At 72.3% G+C, this 16,755-nt stretch carries 13 protein-coding genes; 4 read left to right on the top strand and 9 right to left on the bottom strand.

Annotation, left to right across the window (positions count from 1 at the left end; all coding sequences use genetic code 11):
• Nucleotides 1-440: 440 nt before the first annotated feature.
• From GQQ93_RS17995 to GQQ93_RS01370, 3 genes are read right to left on the bottom strand one after another with little or no spacing between them, the layout of a single operon-like run.
• Nucleotides 441-2,747 carry a hypothetical protein gene (locus GQQ93_RS17995; protein WP_246191987.1) on the bottom strand — a complete coding sequence of 769 codons (2,307 nt, stop codon included), beginning with the start codon at nucleotides 2,745-2,747 and terminating at the stop codon, nucleotides 441-443.
• On the bottom strand, nucleotides 2,734-3,393 hold the full coding sequence (locus tag GQQ93_RS01375; RefSeq protein ID WP_157422775.1) for a response regulator transcription factor: 660 nt from the start codon (nucleotides 3,391-3,393) through the stop codon (nucleotides 2,734-2,736). The genes GQQ93_RS17995 and GQQ93_RS01375 overlap by 14 nt, the downstream gene beginning before the upstream one ends.
• 47 nt (nucleotides 3,394-3,440) lie before the next feature.
• Entirely contained in the window at nucleotides 3,441-4,802 is a 1,362-nt protein-coding gene (locus tag GQQ93_RS01370) for a class I SAM-dependent RNA methyltransferase (RefSeq protein WP_157422424.1), read from the bottom strand.
• A gap of 46 nt (nucleotides 4,803-4,848) precedes the next feature.
• Between GQQ93_RS01370 and GQQ93_RS01365 the strand changes: the two genes are divergently transcribed.
• Entirely contained in the window at nucleotides 4,849-5,502 is a 654-nt protein-coding gene (locus GQQ93_RS01365; protein ID WP_157422423.1) for a Maf family protein, read from the top strand.
• A gap of 92 nt (nucleotides 5,503-5,594) precedes the next feature.
• Entirely contained in the window at nucleotides 5,595-7,367 is a 1,773-nt protein-coding gene (locus tag GQQ93_RS01360) for an acetyl/propionyl/methylcrotonyl-CoA carboxylase subunit alpha (protein ID WP_157422422.1), read from the top strand.
• A gap of 87 nt (nucleotides 7,368-7,454) precedes the next feature.
• On the opposite strand, the gene GQQ93_RS01355 is transcribed toward GQQ93_RS01360, so the two are convergent.
• From GQQ93_RS01355 to GQQ93_RS01345, 3 genes are all read right to left on the bottom strand, one after another.
• On the bottom strand, nucleotides 7,455-8,891 hold the full coding sequence (locus GQQ93_RS01355; RefSeq protein ID WP_170296088.1) for a flavin monoamine oxidase family protein: 1,437 nt from the start codon (nucleotides 8,889-8,891) through the stop codon (nucleotides 7,455-7,457).
• A gap of 129 nt (nucleotides 8,892-9,020) precedes the next feature.
• Nucleotides 9,021-10,520: an APC family permease gene (locus tag GQQ93_RS01350; RefSeq protein WP_157422420.1), complete on the bottom strand. Its 1,500-nt coding sequence runs from the start codon at nucleotides 10,518-10,520 to the stop codon at nucleotides 9,021-9,023.
• A gap of 45 nt (nucleotides 10,521-10,565) precedes the next feature.
• The gene (locus GQQ93_RS01345) at nucleotides 10,566-11,996 is read right to left on the bottom strand and encodes an NAD(P)H-quinone dehydrogenase (protein ID WP_157422419.1); all 1,431 of its coding nucleotides are present in this window, start codon (nucleotides 11,994-11,996) and stop codon (nucleotides 10,566-10,568) included.
• 84 nt (nucleotides 11,997-12,080) lie between these two features.
• Between GQQ93_RS01345 and GQQ93_RS01340 the strand changes: the two genes are divergently transcribed.
• Nucleotides 12,081-12,908, top strand: a complete 828-nt coding sequence (locus GQQ93_RS01340) for a purine-nucleoside phosphorylase (RefSeq protein ID WP_157422418.1) — start codon at nucleotides 12,081-12,083, stop codon at nucleotides 12,906-12,908.
• A gap of 26 nt (nucleotides 12,909-12,934) precedes the next feature.
• Nucleotides 12,935-14,656 (top strand): phospho-sugar mutase, encoded by a 1,722-nt coding sequence (locus GQQ93_RS01335; RefSeq protein WP_157422417.1) that lies wholly within the window; start codon nucleotides 12,935-12,937, stop codon nucleotides 14,654-14,656.
• A gap of 154 nt (nucleotides 14,657-14,810) precedes the next feature.
• On the opposite strand, the gene GQQ93_RS01330 is transcribed toward GQQ93_RS01335, so the two are convergent.
• From GQQ93_RS01330 to GQQ93_RS01320, 3 genes are all read right to left on the bottom strand, one after another.
• A complete protein-coding gene (locus GQQ93_RS01330) occupies nucleotides 14,811-15,095 on the bottom strand; it encodes a PTS sugar transporter subunit IIB (RefSeq protein WP_157422416.1) in 285 nt (94 codons plus the stop codon).
• A complete protein-coding gene (locus tag GQQ93_RS01325; RefSeq protein ID WP_157422415.1) occupies nucleotides 15,092-15,547 on the bottom strand; it encodes a PTS sugar transporter subunit IIA in 456 nt (151 codons plus the stop codon). Before GQQ93_RS01325 ends, GQQ93_RS01330 begins: the two co-directional genes overlap by 4 nt.
• A gap of 67 nt (nucleotides 15,548-15,614) precedes the next feature.
• On the bottom strand, nucleotides 15,615-16,736 hold the full coding sequence (locus GQQ93_RS01320; protein WP_157422414.1) for an adenosine deaminase: 1,122 nt from the start codon (nucleotides 16,734-16,736) through the stop codon (nucleotides 15,615-15,617).
• Nucleotides 16,737-16,755: the final 19 nt, after the last annotated feature.

Below are 16,755 nucleotides of genomic sequence, written 5' to 3'. Positions count from 1 at the left end.
GCGCACCGCCTGAGGTGTGCTGCCCCTGCGGTGCACGGCACCGCGGTGCGCTGCCCTGCCGCGGCCCGGCACCGCCGCGCGCTGTGGTGCGCTGCGTCGCTGTCCCCCGTTTCGCTGAGAACGAACACGCTCGGGACGGCCGCTCGCGCCGCCACTGGCGCGGGTCGATCACGTGGGGGACACGGATGTCCCCCGAAATGCTGACTATGCGGACCGTGCTCGAACGAGCAGTATTGATCTTGCAGGCTCCACAGGAGTCGCCACTGTCATCGGTCGGGTAACCGGTGACTGTTGGGGGCGAGCCAGGGCGATATTCGGGTTGTCGCCGTGGCTCGGGCTTGAAGGGGGACCGGTCGGGGATCGGTCCCCCTTCCTCATGCCCGGCGTTCGCGCATCCGCGCGCCGTTCGCTCCCGCTGCTCGAGACCCTCGTCCGAAACCTCACGCCCCGAGCGCGCGCGGGATCTCGAGCCACAGCTCGACCTCGAGGTCCTCGGTGTCGCCGGACGCCGCGCCCTCGTCGTCCACGGCACCGACGAGCCCGACGACGGTGACCGCGGTGGGAGAGCCCTCCGCCGCCGTGCGCGCGATCAGGCGGTCGGCGGTCGACGCCGCGATGGCCTCGGCGAGCCGGGAGAGCACCCGGTCGCGCGCGGCCTCGTCGAGATCGTCGATCCCGCCCTCGTCGAGCAGGGTGACGATCACCCCGCGCTGACGGGCCCGCTGCACCTCGGCGCGCACGACGTCGGTGAGCAGCATCCGCCCGCGGATCTCGTCGCGGATCGTCGCCTCGAGCAGCCGGCACTCCGCCCGCTGCCGCTCGTCGAGCCGACCGTCGCGGTCGGCGATGCGGCGCAGCATCGGCGCGGCGACGCGGTTCGTGTGCGCGAGCCGCATCCGCCCCTCGAAGAGGTGGGCGTCCTGCGCCGCCTGCCACGCGGCGGCCTCCCGCTCGGCCTGCGCGTACCGTCGCGTCTCGCGGCCGGCGTTCGTGAGGGCACTCGTGAGCATATGGGCGATCGCGACCCAGACGAGACTGCCGATGACCCCGAGCGAGCCGAGCGCGAGCGGACCCGCCCACAGCGCGGTCTGCACGGCGAGCGCGATGACGCCGACCCAGGCCGTGACCAGTCGGCGTCGGGCGGCGGCGATCGTCATGAGCGTGCCGACCGCCGCGACGTACCAGGTCGCGTAGCCGTTGTCCGCGGACGGGTCGAGCTGGCTCGTGACGAGGAGGGGCAGCACGATGCTCACCGCCAGGTCGAAGGCGGCGAGCCAATCGGGCATCCGCACCCGGCGGGCCGGCCAGAGGCTCGCGACCGTCGCCGCGGTGTACAGCACGAGCGCGACCACGGTCGGCCACGGCGAATCGGGCACTTCGAGCGAGTAGACGCCGAGGACGACGTGGTAGGCGGAGAAGAGCGCGCCGAGCACGAGGAGGAGCCACCGCGGGATGGTGATCATGCGTCGCCTCCCGCCGCAGGCGCCACGCCCGACGCCCCACCGAACGCCCCGGGGTCGCCGCCGAGCGCACCGGCCGGCCACGCGAGCGTCACGGTCGTGCCGTGGCCGGGCCGTGAGGCGATCTCCGAGTTGCCGCCGACGTTCGCGATCCGCTCCTCGATCGAGACGCGGAGCCCCAGCCGCTCGCTCGGCACACGGCCCGGATCGAATCCGACGCCGTTGTCGGCGATCTCGATGACGCAGCCCCCCCGCGCGCACTCCCCTGATCCGGATCTCGCGCCGGGCACGTCGCCCCGGCTCCTCCGCGTGCTGCACGCTGTTGACCATCGCCTGCACCGACGCCGTGTAGAGCGCGTCGACGACCTCGACCGGCAGTTCGACGCCACCGGCGTTCACGACCCTGACCGCGAAGTTCGTGTTGAACGTCGTCAGGGCGGCGCGGAGGCGTCGCACGAGCACCGACAGCCCGACCCGATCGAAGGCGCGCGGGCCGCTCGCCCCGGCCTCGTCGAGCCGGTGCAGGGCGTCCCTCGCCATCCTGGCCGCGAGCCGTTCTTCGCCCTCGCTCCTCGCCGATGCCGCCGAGAGCAGGGTCGTCAGCACGCTGTCGTGCACGAGCGCGTCGACCTTGACGCGCTCCGTCTCGGTCGCGTGCTGCCGAGCGACGAGGTCGTAGCGTTCGAGCGCGGCCTCCTGGGCGGCGTCGACCGCCGAGGCGGCCTCGCGCAGCATCGTGATGATCGCGAGCACGACGACGCCGAGCACGACCGCGTAGAGCGCGTCGAGCACCGCGAGCAGGGGCGGCGCCTGACCTCCCGACGGGGTCAAGCGGATGACGCCGTACATGGCGGGCACGATGAAGGTGTAGGCGGCCGCCCAGACCGGCGGGAGCGCCACTGCGGCGCAGGTCGTGGCGACGGTGCACAGGTAGTACAGCCAGGGCGCCGCGCCGTCGAGCGCAGCGGGGTCGCTGACGAGCAGCGGCCAGATCGCCAGCCCTGCGACGTAGAACCCGGCGAAGACGAGACACGCGGCGCGCACGGCGACCTTCGCGACCGTGGCGACGGCGAGCGCGGCGATCCCGCCGAACAGCGCCGCCATGAGCGCCGCGCCCGCGCCGACGCCGAGGGCGTCAGCCTGGTCGAGCGCGAGCGGCAGCGACTGCGCCCCGAAGACGAGCCCCACGACGCCGAGCGCGCGTGCGACGATCGTCTCGATCTGCGCACGCGTCACCGCGGGCTTGCGCTGCGGAAGGCGGGGCACCCGCCATTCAGCGGCGGCCATCTCCGCTCTCGGCGTCGAGACCCGGGAGGATGCCGTCTTCGACGGCGCGCCGCAGCAGGTCGACCTTCGTCGGCGCCGGGCGGCCGATCTCGACGTACTTCGCCCGGATCCGGTCGAGGTACTCGCGCGCCGTGGAGTGGGCGATGCCGAGCTGCATCGCGACCGCCTTCAACGGGAGCCCGGAGGCGTAGAGATGCAGGACGTCGCGCTCGCGCCGCCCGAGCTGCGCCTTCGCGAACTCGCGGTCGGCTTCGATCGCGCTCGCCCATTCGACGTTCGTGAGCACCCCGCCGCCTGCGACCGTCGCGATCGCGCCGATCACGGCGGACATCGGCGAGGCCTTCGGGATCACGCCCGCTGCGCCCGCGGCGAGCGATTCGCGCACCGCCGCGACGCGGTCGGCGATGCTGTGCACGAGCACCGCACTGCCGGTCGCGAGCACCGCGCGCACGTTCTCGGTCACGGTGGTGCCGTCGCCGAGCGAGAGGTCGAGCACGACCACGTCGCACCGCCGCGCCTCGATCACCGGCAGCAGTTCGGCCACGTCGGCCGCGTCGGCCATGACCTCGTAGCCCGCGGCCTCGCACGCCGCGCGCAGGCCGAGGCGCACCGCTTCGTGGTCGTCGACGATCGCGACTGTCGCCACGGCCTTCGTCGTCTGCACGTCGTCCGTCACAGGCCCCCCTTCCCGAATCACACGATAGCGGTCAGACGCGCGACCGCCTCGACATGATGGGTGTTCGGAAAGAGGTCGAAGGCCCGGACGGCGTCGAGCCGGTAGCCGTGCTCGGCGAAGATGCCGACGTCGCGGGCGAGTGCGACCGGGTCGCACGCGACGTAGACGAGTTGCCGCGGGGCGAGGGCGGCCAGACGTTCGACGACCTGGCGACCGGCGCCCGAGCGCGGCGGGTCGAGCACGATGGTCGCGGCACGCAGCCGCTCGCGCTCGGAGGGGCTCGCGGCGGCGGCGAGCTCGTCGAGATAGCGATCGACCCGGCCGGTGACCGCACGCGCTCCGACCCAGTCGGCGAGGTTCGTGCCCGCGTGCTCGGTGGCGCGCGCGTCGGACTCGACGGAGGTGATGCGCACCGTGTCGCCGAATCGATCGCCGATCGCGGCGGCGAGCAGGCCCACGCCGCCGTAGAGGTCGTGGTTCGCGGCGCGCGGATCGAAGAGCTCGTCGTGCACAAGGTCTTGCACGGCGGCGCTCAGGGTCGCGGCCGCACCGCGGTGCACCTGCCAGAAGCCCCCGCGGTCGAGCCGGAAGACGCGGTCGCCGACCTGCTCCTCGATGCGCTGGGTGCGACCGCCCCGCGTCGCCTCGCCGGTGTCGACGACGACCCACGGGTTGCCGAGCGAGGGGGCGACGAGGTCGACCGACCGGGCGCCGGCGAAGCGCTCGTCGACGGGGGCGAGCGGGGCGAGCTCGGGCACGGCGAGCGGCACGGATGCCACGGGCACGACCCGGTGGCTGCGTGCCGCGTACGGGCCGACGCGGCCCTCGGCGTCGACCTGCAGCCGGAGCCGGGTGCGCCATCCGGTGCCGAGCTCGGGGTCGGCGCCGGGCGCGAGCGCCGGATCGACGGCCTCGACCTCGACGGCCCGCTCGACGCCGCCGAAGCGAGCGAGCGCGTCGACGAGCACCTCGGCCTTCAGCGCGCGCTGGCGCGACATGGCGATGTGACCGAACTCGGCGCCGCCCGCACGGTGCTCGGGGGCGCGGTCGACCCCGGCCTCGGCCCAGGGGTGCTCACGCCGATCGGGCGAGGCGTCGAGCACCTCGAGGGTCTCTGCGCGCCAGAACTTGGCCTTGCCGGTGTCGGTGACCCGGGCGCGCACCCGCTCGCCCGGGATGGCGTCGGCGACGAAGACGACCCGCCCCTCGTGGCGGGCGACGGCGACGCCGCCGTGGGCGATCCGTTCGACGTCGAGTTCGAGCACGGGGCCGTCGAGCCGCGGCTCGGCGGGTGCGGGGCGGGCCGGGCGGGGTGCGGCGCCCTGCGCACGGGCGGGACGGCGCGCGGAGCTGCGGCGTCGACGATCGGGATTCACCATGCTTCGAGCATTCCACAGCCGCCCTGGGTGCGTGCAGGATGGGGTGATGCGCCTCTATCTCGCCTCGACCTCTCCGGCACGCCTCCAGACCCTGCGTGCAGCCGGCATCGAACCGATCGCCGTTGCACCGGGCGTCGACGAGGCGGCGGCGGTGGCGGCACACGAGGCGGTCTCGGGCCGGCTCGAGGCCCCTGAGATGGTGCAGCTGCTCGCCCGGGCCAAGGCCGAGGCGCTCATCGGCGCCAGACCCGGCGGCGACGAGATCGACGGGCTCATCCTCGGCGGCGATTCGGCGTTCCTCACCGGCGGGTCGATCCACGGCAAGCCGCACACGCCCGACGTGGCGAAGACGCGCTGGCTCGCCCAGAACGGCGGCCACGGCGACCTCTGGTCGGGGCACTGGCTGATCGACCACCGCGGCGGCGAGGTGCGCGGCGCGGTCGGCCGGGCCGACATGGCGACGGTGCGCTTCGCGGCCCTCGACGAAGCCGAGATCGACGCGTACATCGCGACCGGCGAGCCGCTGCTCGTCGCCGGCGCGTTCACCGTCGACAGTCTCGGCGGTCCGTTCATCCGCCGCGTCGAGGGCGACCCATCGACGGTCGTCGGGCTGTCGCTCTCCACGCTGCGCGACCTCGTGCGCGAGCTCGGCGTCGACTGGACCTCGCTCTGGAACCGGGGCGGTGCCGCCGCGGGGTGACCCCGCGATTGTCGTCTGCCGCAAGAGACATCCATTCATTTTGTGGAGGTCGCCCAAAGTCAGGGCCGCCGTGCGCAATAGGCTTGGGAACTATGCCGCGTATCACCAAGGTCCTCATCGCCAACCGTGGAGAGATCGCCGTCCGCGTGATCCGCGCCGCTCGCGACGCCGGCATCGGCTCTGTCGCCGTCTACGCCGACCAGGACCGCGACGCCCGCCACGTGCGACTCGCCGACGAGGCGTACGCCCTCGACGGCACCACGAGCGCCGAGACCTACCTCGTCATCGACAAGATCCTCTCGGTCGCCCGCCGCTCGGGCGCCGACGCCGTGCACCCCGGCTACGGCTTCCTCGCCGAGAACCCCGACTTCGCGCGCGCCGTCATCGATGCAGGCCTGATCTGGATCGGCCCCTCGCCCGAGGCGATCGAGCGTCTCGGCGACAAGGTCTCCGCACGGCACGTGGCCGAGAAGGTCGGCGCCCCGCTCGCGCCCGGCACCCTCAACCCCGTCGCGGATGCCTCGGAAGTGCTCGAGTTCGTCGACGTCCACGGCCTGCCCGTGGCGATCAAGGCCGCCTTCGGCGGCGGCGGCCGCGGCCTCAAGGTCGCCCGCACCCGCGAGGAGGTGCCCGAACTCTTCGACTCGGCCACCCGCGAGGCGGTCGCCGCGTTCGGCCGCGGCGAGTGCTTCGTCGAGAAGTACCTCGACAAGCCGCGCCACGTCGAGACCCAGTGCCTCGCCGACCAGCACGGCAACGTCGTCGTCGTCTCGACCCGCGACTGCTCGCTGCAGCGCCGCCACCAGAAGCTCGTCGAGGAGGCGCCGGCGCCGTTCCTCAGCGAGGCGCAGCGCTCGGCGCTGTACGAATCGTCGAAGGCGATCCTCAAGGAGGTCGGCTACGTCGGTGCCGGCACCTGCGAGTTCCTCATCGGCCAGGACGGCACGGTCTCCTTCCTCGAGGTGAACACGCGCCTCCAGGTCGAGCACCCCGTCTCCGAGGAGGTCACCGGCCTCGACCTCGTGCGCGAGCAGTTCCGTCTCGCCGAGGGCGGCGTGCTCGACTACGCCGACCCCGAAACGGTCGGCCACTCGATCGAGTTCCGCATCAACGGCGAGGACCCGGGCCGGGGCTTCCTCCCCGCACCGGGCCCGATCCACCAGCTCCGCTTCCCGGGCGGCCCCGGCATCCGCGTCGATTCGGGCGTGACGAGCGGCGACGAGATCTCGGGCGCGTTCGACTCGCTGCTCGCGAAGCTCATCGTCACCGGCAAGGACCGCGAAGAGGCGCTCTCGCGCGCCCGCCGCGCCCTCGACGAGTTCGAGGTCGCCGGGCTTCCGACCGTGCTGCCCTTCCATCGCGACATCGTGAACAACCCCGCGTTCGCGCCCGAGGGCGATGCACCGTTCTCGATCTACACGCGCTGGATCGAGACCGAGTACGACAACCGGCTCGAGCCGTGGTCGGGCGAGCTCGAGGAGACCACCGGCCCGGCAGCGCGCACGAACGTCGTCGTCGAGGTCGCCGGGCGCCGCATCGAGGTCAGCCTTCCGAAGCGGCTCGCGGGCGGAGCATCCGCCTCATCGCGCACCGCCGGCCCCGCGCCGCGCCGGCGCACCGGATCGCACGCCGTCGACACCGGCACCGGCGACGCCGTGAAGGCGCCGATGCAGGCGACGGTCGTGAAGGTCGCCGTCGCCGAGGGCGACAAGGTCGTCAAGGGCGATCTCGTGCTCGTGCTCGAGGCCATGAAGATGGAGCAGCCGATCGTCGCCCACAAGGACGGCGTGATCGGCGCGGTGAACGCCGAAGCCGGCGCGACCGTCTCGAGCGGGCACCTGCTGCTCTCGATCGCCGACGCCTGACGCCGACCGCCGAACGGGGCGTCGCGAGCGATCATCGCTCGCGTCGCCCCGTTCCGTCGTTCCGTGGCCTGCGCGGGTTCGGCCCGTTCAGCGCGCAGCGAGCGCGGCGAGCGCCTGCCTTGCGGCCGTGATGCCCGAGTTGCGCGAGGAGTGGATCGTGCTCGTGACCATGCCGGCCCAGAAGACCGTGTCGGCGATCGGTCCGTTGAGGCCCGTGCGACGCGAGAACGGGCCCGGGTAGGCGCCCCGGGCGAACTCGTCCTCCGACCAGTCGTACGTCGAGGCGTGGACGGGCTGGAGGCCGCCGTCGCCCACGGCGGTCCGCACGTTGTCGAGCGCGGCCGCGAGTCGATCGGGCTCAGGCAGGTCGAGCAGCTCCTGCGCGACCCCGCCGGTCGCCCAGGCGACGGCGATCTCGCCGGAGTACCCGGGTGTGCCGATGGAGGCGTTCCAGAGGCTCGGCGGCTGCGTCGAGAAGGTCGTCATCACGTCCCACGCGCGCGGCACCGCGTGGTCCTCCGGCAGCACCGGCGCGGCGAACTCGAGGATGCCCTTGAACACCGGCAGGTACTCGATCTCCTGGAAGCCGTCCCGCCGGTCGGCCGGGAGCGGCGGGTCGAAGGTCACGTCGCCGTGCTTCAGTACACCGCCGGGCAGGGCGACGACGAGGGTCTTCGCCTGGTAGCTGCCCCGGCTCGTGTGCACGTCGACCCTGCCCGCGCGGTGCTCGACGGTGTGCACCCGCGTGCCGAGGCGGATCGGCAGCCCTGCGGCGAGCGGGCGCAGCACCTGGTCGTAACCGCCGATGACGCGGTGGTCGTCGTAGGGCTCCTCGAACGGCGTCGACGCCGGAACGTCCTGCTCGGCGATCGCCCACGCGACCGTGTCGACGACCCACTCGGCGGGCAGCACGTCGAACTGCTCGGAGTCGACCTCGATCGCGGCGAGCAGGATCGGGTAGTTCTCGCGCGGGATCCCCGCCCTCGTGAGCCAGGCCGATGCCGTCTCGCCGGGCTCGGGGTCGGGCAGCGGCGCGGCCGGGGCGCCGAGCGGGAACTTCAGCGAGGCGTACGTCGACCCGTCGAGCCAGGGGGTCCCGGGTGCGAGCCGTCCCCAGATCGACTGCTGGCGCCGCGTCGCGATGCCTTCTGCGTCGATGAGCTCCCACGTCGAGGCGCGGCTGCCGTGCACGAGTTCGGCGCCGCGTTCGACCGGGATCGACATGCTCGTGCGGTCGGTCCACATGCGCCCGCCGATGCGGTCGCGCGCCTCGAGCAGGAGCACGCGTCGGCCCGCGTCGGCGAGGGTGCGCGCCGCGCCCAGGCCGGATGCACCGGCGCCGAGCACGATCGCGTCCCACATCCGGTGGTCGGACCCGGTCACGGGATCCGGCGGAAGGACGCCGGCGGTCAGCACGAGCGACGCGGCGCCCGCCGCACCCAGGCCGAGCACTGCGCGCCGCGTGGGGCGCACTCCCCCGCCTTCGGTCTCCGTCATCGTGTCGGTCTCGCGCGCATGGGACATCGCCGCCTCCTGGAACCTCATCGTCACCGGTGGGGGTGGTCACGGCGCTCCTCGATGCGACCGACCCGATTCCTCGGAGACTATCGATCCGGAAACGGAGTTGTCAACGCTGTTGACAGCCTTGCTCGGTCAGGTGCCCTGCGCGGTCGGAACCTCGACCTCGCTGACGCTTCCGGCCATCCGCGAGTGGCGGCGGCCGTAGAGGAGGTAGATGACGATGCCGATCGCGAGCCACACGAGGAACCGCACCCAGGTGAGCGTCGTCAGGTTGAACATCAGCCAGAGGCAGAGCGCCGCCGAGAGGATCGGCAGCACCGGGGAGAACGGCACCTTGAAGCCGCGCGGCAGGTCGGGCCGGGTGCGCCGCAGCACCACGATGCCGATCGACACGAGCACGAACGCCGAGAGCGTGCCGATGTTGATCATCTCCTCCAGCAGGCCGACGTCGGTGAACGCGGCGACGAACGCCACCACGGTGCCCGCGATGATCTGGACGCGGGCGGGGGTCTTCGTGCGCTCCGTCGTCTTCGACAGCCACCGGGGCAGGAGGCCGTCGCGGCTCAGCGCGAACACGATGCGGGAGAGTCCGAGCAGGATGATCATGATCACCGTCGTGAGGCCGGCCAGCGCACCGAGCGAGATCACGGCCGACGCCCAGTCCTGCCCGACGAGGCGGAAGGCGGTCGCGAGCGACGGCGTCTCCTCCTCGGCGAGCTCGCGGTACGACACCATGCCGGTCATCACGATCGAGACGAGCACGTAGAGCAGCGTCACGATGCCGAGCCCGATGAAGATGCCGCGGGGCAGGGTGCGCTGAGGTTCCCGCACCTCCTCGGCGCTCGTGGCGACGACGTCGAAGCCGATGAAGGCGAAGAACACGAGGGCCGCCGCGGCGAGCATGCCGAACACGCCGTACTGCGCGGGCGCGGCGCCGGTCGCCCAGGAGAACAGCGACTGGGTCCACACGTCGGTGGCGCCGCCCTCGGTCGGCAACGCCTCGGGGATGAAGGGCGTGAAGTTCGCCGCCTTCACGAAGAAGAAGCCGACGACGATCACGAAGAGCACGATCGCGACCTTGATGATCGTGAAGACCGCACCGACCCGGGCCGTGAGCTTCGTGCCGGCGACGAGGAGCGCCGTGAAGACCGCCACGATCAGGAAGGCGGGCCAGCTGACCTCGAGCCCGCCGATCTGGAAGGTGGACGGGAACGGCAGGCCGAAGGCGAGCAGCGCCTCGCCGAGGTAGACGCCCCAGTACTTCGCGAGCACCGCCGCGGCGGTGAAGAGCTCCAGGATCAGATCCCACCCGATGATCCAGGCGAGGAGCTCGCCCATCGTCGCGTAGGTGAAGGTGTACGCGCTGCCGGCGACCGGCACGGTCGAGGCGAACTCGGCGTAGCACATGATCGCGAGACCGCACGTGACGGCTGCGAGCACGAACGAGATGATCACGCTCGGCCCGGCGAAGTTGGCGGCCGCCTGCGCTCCGACCGAGAAGATGCCGGCGCCGACGGCGACCGCGATGCCCATGAGGGCGAGATCCCACGTGCCGAGCGAGCGCTTGAGGCTGCGCTCCTCGTCGTGGGAGTCGGCGATCGACGCCTCGACGGATTTCACTCGCAGCTTCATCGCGACCCCCTGGGTTCGGCACCGCCCCCGCGGCACTCGATCACCTCAGCGTACGACGTGCATGGCCCTCGCGGCATCCGTCAGCGAGCCGCTGAGCGACGGATACACCGGGAACGCCTCGGCGAACTGGTCGACCGTGAGCCGGTGCTCGACCGCGAGCGCGAGCGGGAAGATGAGCTCGGAGGCCTTCGGCGCGACGATGACGCCGCCGATGATCGACCCCGAGCCGCTCGAGGCGAAGAGTTTCACGAAGCCCTCGCGGATGCCCATCATCTTCGCGCGCGGGTTCGACGAGAGCGGGAGCTTGTAGACGACGCCCGGCACGACGCCCTCCTCGATCTCCTTCTGCGTCCACCCGACCGTCGCGATCTCGGGCTGCGTGAAGATGTTCGAGGTGATGTTGCGGTTCTCGGGCGGGTTCACGATATCGCCCATCGCGTGGAACACGGCCGTGCGTCCCTGCATCGAGGCGACCGAGGCGAGCGGCATGAAGGTCGTGCAGTCGCCCGCCGCGTAGATGTTCGGGATCGAGGTGCGTGCGACCCGGTTCACCCGGATGTGGCCCGACTCCGCCAGCTGCACACCGGCCTGCTCGAGGCCGATGTCGCGGGTGTTCGGCACCGAACCGACGGCCATCAGGCAGTGCGAGCCCCGTACCTCGCGGCCGTCGCTGAGCGTCGCGACGACGGAGTCGCCGTCGCGCACGACGGACTCGGCGCGCGACTTGTTGAGCACCTTCATGCCGTTGCGCTTGAAGACCTTCTCGATCACGGATGCCGCGTCCGCGTCTTCGCCCGGAAGCACCTGGTCGCGGCTCGAGATGAGGGTGACCTTGGCGCCGAGCGCGCGGTATGCCGAGGCGAACTCGGCACCGGTGACGCCCGAGCCGACGACGATGAGGTGCTCGGGCACCTGCTGGAGCGAGTACAGCTGGGTCCACGTGAGGATGCGTTCGCCGTCGGGGACGGCGGTCGGCAGCACGCGGGGGGTCGCGCCGACCGAGAGCACGAGCGTGTCGGCCTCGATCCGGTCGAAGTCAGTGCCGCCCTTCGCGGTCGCGACGATGACGGCGTTCGGGCCGTCGAGGCGACCCTCGCCGTGCACGAGGTGGACGCCCGCATCGATGAGGTTCGAGCGCATGTCCTCGGACTGCTGCGCCGCGAGGCCGAGGAGCCGCTTGTTCACGGCGGCGAGGTTGATCGCGACGTTCGGCTTCACGGCCTTCTCGGAGTCGCCCTTGGCGTAGAACTGCACGCCGAGATCGGCGGCCTCCTTCACGGCGTTCGACGCCTCGGCGGTCGCGATGAGCGACTTCGAAGGGACCACATCGGTGAGCACCGCCGAACCGCCGACGCCGGCACGTTCGATCAGGGTGACCTCGGCGCCGAGCTGCGCGGCGGCGAGGGCGGCCTCGTACCCGCCGGGGCCTCCTCCGAGGACGGCGATCCGTTGCGTGCGCTCGAACTCGTAGGACATGCTCACATTCTGCCAGTTTCACGGGCGCGGCCAGCACATGAGCAGCCTCGTGCCGAAGCATCCGACGCGTTCTAGAGTGGTGGCATGCACGATGCGAACCCGCTGGACGACCCCACCGCCGACCCCTTCGAGGTGGCGGCCGCCGCCGCCGCGAAGATCGCCGAGCTCACCGGCGTCCCCCGCCACGACGTCGCACTGACGCTCGGCAGCGGCTGGGGCCGCGCCGCCGAGCTCATCGGCGAGACGACCCACACGCTCGCCGCGACCGACGTGCCGGGATTCTCGAAGCCCGCGCTCGAGGGCCACGTGGGCACCCTGCGCTCCGTGCTGCTGCCCTCGGGCAAGCGCGCGCTCGTGATCGGCGCGCGCACCCACTACTACGAGGGCCACGGCGTGCGCCGGGTCGTGCACTCGGTGCGCACCGCGGCCGCCGCGGGCGCGACGACGATGATCCTCACGAACGGCGCCGGCGGCATCAAGGAGCACTGGACGCCCGGCACTCCCGTGCTGATCAGCGACCACATCAACCTCACGGCCGACTCGCCGCTCGAGGGCGCGACCTTCGTCGACCTCACCGACCTGTACTCGCAGCGGCTGCGCGACCTCGCGCACTCGATCGACCCCGGGCTCGACGAGGGCGTGTACTGCCAGTTCCGCGGCCCGCACTACGAGACCCCCGCCGAGGTGCAGATGGCGAAGACCATCGGCGGGCACATCGTCGGCATGTCGACCGCGCTCGAGGCGATCGCCGCCCGTCAGGCCGGCATGGAGGTGCTCGGCATGTCGCTCATCACGAACCTCGCCGCCGGCATCCAGCAGACCCCGCTGAGCCACGCCGAGGTGATCGAGGCCGGCCAGGCCGCCGAGCCCGTGATCAGCGCACTGCTCGCGAAGATCGTCGCCGCGCTCTGAGCGCCGGCCGCAGGAAGGACCGAGGGATGTCGCACGAACCCGATGCCCGCGACGCCGAGCGCGTCGCCCTCGCCGAGGCCTGGATCGCCCAGGACCCCGACCCCGAGACCCGCGAGGAGCTCGCCTCGATCGTCGAATCCGTGCGCGGCGGCGACGCCGAGGCATCCGCCGACCTCGCCGACCGCTTCGACTCGCGCCTCGCCTTCGGCACCGCCGGGCTCCGCGGCGAGATCGCCGCGGGCCCGAACCGCATGAACCGGGTGCTCGTCGCACAGGCGGCGGCCGGGCTCGCCGCGTACCTGCTCGAGCATGCCGAGCCGGGTACGACGCCGTCGGTGGTCATCGGCTACGACGGGCGCAAGAACTCGGCGGTCTTCGCGCGCGACTCGGCCGAGCTGATGGCGGGCGCGGGCGTCCGCGCCATCCTGCTTCCGCGCCTGCTGCCGACCCCCGTGCTGGCCTTCGCCGTGCGCCACTTCGACACTTCTGCGGGCATCATGGTGACCGCCTCGCACAACCCGCCGAACGACAACGGCTACAAGGTGTACCTCGGCGGCGAGCACCACGGTTCGCAGATCGTCGCCCCCGCCGACGCCGAGATCGCCGCGCACATCCTGCACGTCGCGTCGACCGCGACCGTGCCCGCCCTGCCACGCGCCTCGTTCGAGACCGCCGGCGAGGAGGTCGTCGACGAGTACGTGCGCCTGACCGCCGAGAGCGCCGCACCCGGCGCCCCAGCGGCGCAGCCCCGCGTCGTCTACACGGCGATGCACGGCGTCGGCTGGGAGACCGCGGCGCGCGTGCTCGAGACCGCCGGATTCGACGCCCCCGCGCTCGTCGAGGCGCAGATCGCGCCCGACGCCGCATTCCCGACGGTCTCCTTCCCGAACCCCGAGGAGCCGGGGGCGATGGACCTGTCGTTCGAGCGCGCCCGCGAGGTCGACGCCGAACTGGTCGTCGCGAACGACCCCGACGCCGACCGGCTCGCGGTCGCGATCCCCGATGCCGCCGCGCCCGGCGGCGCGGGCTACCGCAGGCTCACCGGCAACGAGGTCGGCCTGACGCTCGGCTGGCTCGCCGCGCGCCGCGCCGCCGAGGTCTCGGGCGACGCCGGCCCGTCGGGGTCGCTCGCCTGCTCGATCGTCTCCTCCCCCGGCCTCGAGGCGGTCGCGCGCGCCTACGGGCTCGACTTCGAGGCGACGCTCACCGGCTTCAAGTGGATCTCACGGGCGCCCGGCCTCGTCTTCGGCTTCGAGGAGGCGCTCGGCTATCTCGTGAACCCCGGGGTGGTTCGCGACAAGGACGGGATCTCGGCCGCGGCCGCGTTCCTCTCGCTCGCGGCCGAGCTGAAGGCCGAGGGCAAGACGATCGCCGATCACCTCGACGAGTTCGTCGAGCGCTTCGGATGCCACGCCTCCGGCCAGGTCTCGATCCGCGTCACCGACCTCTCGCGCATCGGCGCGGTCATGTCGCGCCTGCGCGCAGAACCGCCGGCCTCGGTCGGCGGCATCCGGGTGGAGCGCATCGAGGACCTCGCCGACGGATTCGGCGGACTCCCGCCGTCCGACGTGCTGCGCATCGTGCTCGAGGGCGGGGCCCGCGTGATGGTGCGCCCGAGCGGCACCGAGCCGAAGCTCAAGGTCTACCTCGACGCCGTCTCGGAGCAGGGCACGGTCGCCGAGCGCCGGGCCCTGGCGACGGCCACGATCGCCACGCTCGAGGCGGGCATGCGCGAACTGGTCGCGTAGCGGCGCGCCGCAGGCGCCGAACCCGGCCGGCTCGGCAGCCGTGGGCGCGCCACTTGCGCGTCGCCCGCGCCACGTCAACTGGCGCGGAGGGCGCGCAGGTGGCGCGGTCGGAGAGGCGTGCTCAGCGCGGGCGAGCGCGTTCGGCGAGCGCGGGTCAGCCGAGCGAGCGCTCGAGAAGCCGCGAGATCTCGTCGACGTCGAAGTAGTTCGTCACCTCGACCACCTCGGCGAAGCTCCGCCCGATGGCCTGACGCACCGCCGGCGCGAGTTCGCTCGAGGTGAGGATCACCTGGGCATCGGCCGCGGCGACGGCGATGCCGGCGAGGTCGCTCGCATCGATGTCGGCGGTGAGCTCGAGGCGTTCGAGGGCGCGTTCGGCATTGACCTTGAGGATGGCCGAGGTGCCGATTCCGACTCCGCACACGGCGATGATCTTCATGCCGCGCCTCCTTCGATGCCGAGCAGTCCACGGATCTCCGTCGCGTCGCGCGCGTGTGCGAGACGGCCGACCGCGCCGGCATCGTTGAAGACGTTAGCGAGGTTCGCGACCGAGGCGACGTGCTCCTCCGCGTTCGCGACCGCGAGGCCGACGACGACGCGCACCGGGTCGTTGTGCGGGTGCCCGAAGGCGACCGGCTCGGCGAGCGTCACGACCGCGAGTCCCTCGCGGAGCACGTCGCGCCCCGGCCGGGCGTGCGCGAGCGCGAGCCCGGGCGCGATGACGACGTAGGCCCCGAACTCCTCGATGACCGCGATCATGCGGTCGGCGTAGTCCGATCGGGTCGCGCCCGAGCGGGTCAGCGCCCGCCCGGCCTCGCGCACGGCACTGCGCCAGTCGGCGGCGTGCGCGCCGATGACGACGGCCTCGTCGGGAAGGGGAGGGAGGTTCATTGCGGGTCCGTTCAGGGGCGGCGGCGCGGACGGCGGAGGCACGTGGCATCCGCCGTCGGCAGCGTCGTCAGGCTTCGTCGAAGCCGTCTTGAATGAGCTCGGCGAGCTCGTCGCGGTCGTCGAGCGGCAGGAACGCCGCTGCCGCCGCATTGAGCTGGAACGTCTCGAGGTCGTCGAGGTCGTAGCCGAAGGCGTCGCTGAGGAGCGCGAGCTCGCGCGTGAGGCTCGTGCCCGACTGGAGCCGGTTGTCGGTGTTCACCGTCACCCGGAAGCCGAGCTGGTAGAGCAGATCGAAGGGGTGGTCGACGAGTTCGTCGCCCCACGCGGTGATCGCCCCGGTCTGCAGGTTCGACGAGGGGCTCGTCTCGAGGGCGATCTCGCGGTCGCGCACCCACTGGGCGACCGGGCCGAGTGAGACGTAGGTGTTCTCGTCGTCTTGGCGTTCGATGAGGAGGTCTTCGGCGATGCGGACGCCGTGGCCGAGCCGGAGCGCGCGGCCGTCGAAGAGCGCGCTGCGGATGGACTCGAGGCCGTCGGCCTCGCCGGCGTGCACCGTGACCGGCATGAATTGGCTCGCGAGGTAGTCGAATGCGGTGCGGTGCCGGCTCGCCGGGAATCCGGCCTCGGCGCCCGCGATGTCGAAGCCGACCACGCCGCGGTCGCGGTGGCGCACGGCGAGCTCGGCGATCTCGAGCCCGCGGTCGGCGTGGCGCATCGCGGTGATCAGCTGCCCGGTGCGGATGCCCCCGCCCTGGTGCCGCACGTCGTCGGCGCCCTGTTCGAGGCCCTCCTGCACGGCCTCGACCGCCTCGTCGAGCGTGAGCCCGCGAGCGAGGTGCTGTTCGGGCGCCCACCGGATCTCTCCGTAGATGACGCCGTCGGCGGCGAGATCGTGCACGAACTCGCGCGCGATGCGCGCGAGGCCGGCGCGGGTCTGCATGACCGCCGTCGTGAGGTCGAACGTCTTCAGGTACTCGACGAGCGAGCCCGAGTTCGACTGCTCGGTGAACCAGGCGGCGAGGCCGTCGGCGTCGGCCGCCGGCACCTCGAGCCCCTGCTCATCGGCGAGCTCGATGAGCGTCTGCGGCCGCAGTCCGCCGTCGAGGTGGTCGTGCAGCGAGATCTTGGGCAGGGACTGAATGCTCGCGCCGTCGCCCTCGAGCCGGTACTCCGTCGAATTGGTGTTCACGTGACAACGATAGCGGCGC

Source organism: Agromyces lapidis, assembly GCF_009749405.1.
Classification (GTDB): Bacteria; Actinomycetota; Actinomycetes; order Actinomycetales; family Microbacteriaceae; genus Agromyces; species Agromyces lapidis.
This window is presented reverse-complemented; position numbering and strand designations above follow the sequence as displayed.